4 protein-coding genes are annotated in these 4173 nt (G+C 63.0%); all 4 read left to right on the forward strand.

Going from position 1 to position 4173, the window contains the following annotated elements:
• A partial coding sequence (locus ACYVDE_RS16060; RefSeq protein ID WP_460502559.1) for a hypothetical protein occupies positions 1–558 on the forward strand: 558 nt, incomplete at its 5' end.
• Between the two features lie 14 nt (positions 559–572).
• Positions 573–998 carry a nucleotidyltransferase substrate binding protein gene (locus ACYVDE_RS16065; protein ID WP_460502560.1) on the forward strand — a complete coding sequence of 142 codons (426 nt, stop codon included), beginning with the start codon at positions 573–575 and terminating at the stop codon, positions 996–998.
• Positions 999–1000: 2 nt separating this feature from the next.
• Entirely contained in the window at positions 1001–1333 is a 333-nt protein-coding gene (locus tag ACYVDE_RS16070) for a nucleotidyltransferase family protein (RefSeq protein ID WP_460502561.1), read from the forward strand.
• 15 nt (positions 1334–1348) lie between these two features.
• A complete protein-coding gene (gene ccsA, locus ACYVDE_RS16075) occupies positions 1349–3958 on the forward strand; it encodes a heme lyase CcmF/NrfE family subunit (RefSeq protein ID WP_460502562.1) in 2610 nt (869 codons plus the stop codon).
• Positions 3959–4173: the final 215 nt, after the last annotated feature.

The raw sequence follows: 4173 nt of genomic DNA on the forward strand, positions 1-4173 counted from the left end.
TGGACGCTGCCCGACTCGCTGGCCAACGCGCCCGACTGCCGGGTAATGCGCCGCGAAATCCACGAATACCGCAGCACCGAGGTGCGCCGCGTGCCCGTACGCCGCGACACCTACGGCCGCCCCGAAACCAGCTACGCCACCACCGACACCTTGCCCGGCCCTGGCACCTACGACTATCAGGTAATAGCCTCACGCACCGATAACGGGCCCGCCGCCACCCGCCTGCGCCAGTGGTGGTACGCCTACGGCGTGGCCGCCGCCATGCCTCTGCCCGGCACCCCGCCCAGCCGCAGCGTGGTGGCACTGCCGCTGCGCAAGTACCCAAACAAAGCGCGCCTCTCGGTGGTCATTTCCGACCCGGCCACAGGGCGCGTGCTGCTGGCCCGCCAGTTGGTGAATCAGCCCAGCGACCCGCGCCAGGCCGAGCTGCCCGTGCGCAAGTGGCAGGAGGCTGGACTGGAAAAAATTGCCGTCGAAATCACCTGTCATCCGCCGCACGGCGACTTTTTCGTCGACCGGCTGTTATTGAAGCTCCCGGCTCCGGCGGCGCGGCCGTAAATTTGCCTTTTCTTATGCAAACGCTCGATACTTCGCTGCTCACTCGCTGCACGCTCGCCCTCGACCGGGCTCTGGGCCTGTTGCTGCCGAGTGCGCTCGATTCGGTCGAGTACGAGCTGTACCGCTCGGCCTGCGTGAAGGAATTCGAAATCATCATCGAGCAGGCCGGCAAGCTGCTGAAGAAGGCGTTGCGGCCCTACTTCCCGTCGATGCGGGCCGCCGAAGCGCTGACGTACAAAGACATTTTCCGGGCTGCGGCCCAGCACGGCCTGCTCACGCTTGCCGAAACGGAGCGCTGGCTGCAATACCGCGACAACCGCAACACCACCGCCCACGACTACGGCGTCGGCTTTGCCGAAGCCACGGTGAAGCTGCTGCCCCAGTTCGTGGCCGATGCAACCGCCTTGGCTGTCACCCTTCACGGCAAACCGCTCGCCTAGCCATGCTTCACCTGCGCCCCAAAGACCTGACCCTGGTGCACGAGCTCATCGCTCGGTACCTGCCCGCGGAGGTAGCGGTGTGGGCCTATGGCAGCCGGGTGAACGGCAACTACCACGAAGGCAGCGACCTCGACCTCGTGTTGCGCGCGCCCGGCCTCGCACCCTTGCCCGGCCGCCTGCTCGCCGCGTTCCGCGAAGCGCTGACCGACAGCAACCTCCCGATTTTTGTGGATACGCACGACTGGGCCACGCTGCCCGCCGCGTTTCATCCGAGAATACTTAACTGCTACGAAGTGCTGCGCCTCGGGGCGCCTGCGTCAGCGTTACCCGCCTGATTTATCTTGTTGCTTATGAACTTATTAGTAGGACAAATTGGCCATTTCAGCGTCATCGTCGCGTTTGCGGCGGCGCTGGTGGCGGCGTACGGCTATTTCCAGGCCTCGCGGGGCCGGGCGCTGGGCCAGGAAGATGCCAGCTGGCTGCGGCTGGCGCGCGGCGCGTTTTTCGTACACGGTGCGGCTATTATATCGGTGATTGTGTGCCTGTTCAACATCATTCAGGCCCACCGCTACGAATATTATTACGCCTGGAGCCACAGCTCCAACCACCTGCCAGTGGAATACATGATTTCCTGCTTCTGGGAAGGCCAGGAAGGCTCGTTCCTGCTCTGGATTTTCTGGCACGTCGTCATCGGCCTGGCCATCATGCGCTTCAATAAGAAGTGGGAAGCGCCGGTGATGGCCGTGTTCAGCGGCGTGCAGCTGTTTCTGGTGAGCATGATTCTGGGCGTGGTGCTCGGCGGCGTGAAGGTGGGCTCTTCGCCCTTCATCCTGCTGCGCGAGTTTCTCACCGACCTGCCGGTGTGGAAGATGAATCCCAACTTCGTGCCCAAGGACGGCACCGGCCTCAACGCCCTGCTGCAGAACTACTGGATGGTGATTCACCCGCCCACGCTGTTCCTGGGCTTCGCCCTCACGCTGGTGCCGTTCGCCTTCGCCATCGCCGCCCTCTGGAAGCGTGAGCTGACCGACTGGGTGAAACCGGCCCTGCCCTGGACGCTCATCGGCGGCGGCGTGCTGGGCGTAGGCGTGGTAATGGGTGCCTACTGGGCCTACGAAACGCTGAACTTCGGCGGCTACTGGAACTGGGACCCGGTCGAAAACGCCGTGTACATTCCGTGGCTGGTGCTGGTGGCCTCGCTGCACGGCCTGGTGCTGTGGCAGAAGCGCCGCACCGGCCTGCGCACCGCATTTGCACTGGTGGTGGCCACGTTCGTGCTTATTCTCTACGCCACATTCCTCACCCGCAGCGGCGTGCTGGGCAACGCCTCGGTGCACTCGTTTACCGACCTTGGCCTGAGCGGGCAGCTATTCATTTACCTGGCTTTCTTCACGGTGCTGGCGGTGGCGCTGCTGGTATCGCGCTGGAAGGAAATTCCGATTTCGCAGAAGGAGTTGAACGCCTACAACCCCGAGCTGTGGGTGTTCGTGGGCTCGACGGTGCTATGCCTGGGCGCATTTCAGGTGCTGTTCACGACCAGCATTCCGGTTTACAACTCCTTCATGGGCCTGATTGGCTTCAAAACCAACGTAGCCCTGCCCGCCGACCAGATTGCGCACTACTCCAAGCTGCAGCTGTGGATGGGCGTGGGCGTGGCCCTGCTCTCGGGCATCGCCCAGATTATGTGGTGGCAGCGTAACAACAAGGAAACGCTCATCAATTCCTTCACCGGCCCCACGCTGCTGGCCCTGCTGGGTACGGCGCTGGTGGTGCTGCTGGTGCGCTACAACGGCCTCACCATCACGGCGCCCTACATCGTGCTCACGCTGGCGGGCCTGTTTGGCGTGTTGGCCAACTTCGGGATGATTTTCACGCTGCTGCGGCGCGGCGTGCGGCTGTCGGGCGGCGCGGTGGCCCACTTGGGCATTGCCCTGATGCTGCTGGGCATTCTGGCCTCGGCCGGCTACTCTAATATTATCTCACGCAACGTGTCGGGCCTGCTCTACTCGCGCGAGTTTTCGGAAGACCTGAACCGCGACAACGTGCTGCTGTGGCGCAACGAAAGCGCACCCATGCACGGTTACCAGCTCACCTACACCGGCCAGTATTTTGAGGTGCCCGGCGTACCCGGCTACATCGACAAGCAGTTCCTGTTCCGCACCGACGACGAATACAAGGCCATTGCCCGCGCCCCCATTACCGTGGATGGCAAGACTTACTACAAAGTCGGCGACACGCTGGAAATCCTGCCCGAAAACACTTACTATCGCATCAACTACAAAGACCAGAAGTCGGGTGAGCAGTTCACGCTCTATCCCCGCGCCCAGATAAACGACGAGATGAGTGGCGGCGGCCTGCTGGCATCGCCGGCCATCAAGAAATTCTGGGGCCACGACATCTACACGCACATCAGCTCGGTGCTCGACCCGCGCAAGGAAAAGCCCTGGAGCGAGCCCAAGCAGTCCATCCTGAGTGTGGGCGACACCATTTTCCTGAACGACTACTTCGCCGTGTTCCGCGCCGTGGAGGCGGCCCACGAAACCGCCGGCCTCAACCTGCAGAAAGGCGACCTGGCCCTGCAGGCCGACATGATTGTATACGGCGAGAAACGCCAGTACCACGTGCACCCCGTGTTTGTGGTGCGCAACCGCATGGTGGGCAGCCTGCCCGACGAGGCCGAAGACCTCGGCGTCCGCATCAGCTTCAAGAATGTGGACCCCGCCAAGGGCAAGTTCACCTTCGACGTGAGCACGACCCAGAAGGATTACGTCATCCTCAAGGCCATGGAAAAGCCCTTCATCAACCTGCTCTGGAGCGGCACGCTGCTCATGGCCATCGGCTTCGGCCTGAGCGTGCGCCAGCGCGGCGGCAAAGGCGTGCTGGCAAACGAAGCCACTGATGACGCCGCTGTGACCACCGAGCCCGCCGGCCGGGCCATTCGCACCCAGGCCGCGGGCTAAATAGTTCTTGTTGTTTCAACTGTAAAAAGCCGCTTCCGCCCCCGGAGCGGCTTTTTATTACCCTTTATTGCTCCCAACGCATGCCCACACTGCCGCCTCCCGTTTCGCTACGCATTGGCCTATTCGGCACGGGCCGCGTAGCCAGCCAGTTGGGCCCGGCGCTGGCAGCGGCCGGCCACCAAGTCGCCTTCGTGTGGAGCCGCTCCCCAACCGCC

The organism is Hymenobacter agri (genome assembly GCF_054778495.1).

Excerpts from the sequence above, each read along its gene's own strand:
- ACYVDE_RS16065 (WP_460502560.1), top strand. The coding sequence starts at position 573 with ATGCAAACGCTCGATACTTCGCTGCTCACTCGCTGCACGCTCGCCCTC.
- ACYVDE_RS16070 (WP_460502561.1), top strand. The coding sequence starts at position 1,001 with ATGCTTCACCTGCGCCCCAAAGACCTGACCCTGGTGCACGAGCTCATC.
- ccsA (WP_460502562.1), top strand. The coding sequence starts at position 1,349 with ATGAACTTATTAGTAGGACAAATTGGCCATTTCAGCGTCATCGTCGCG.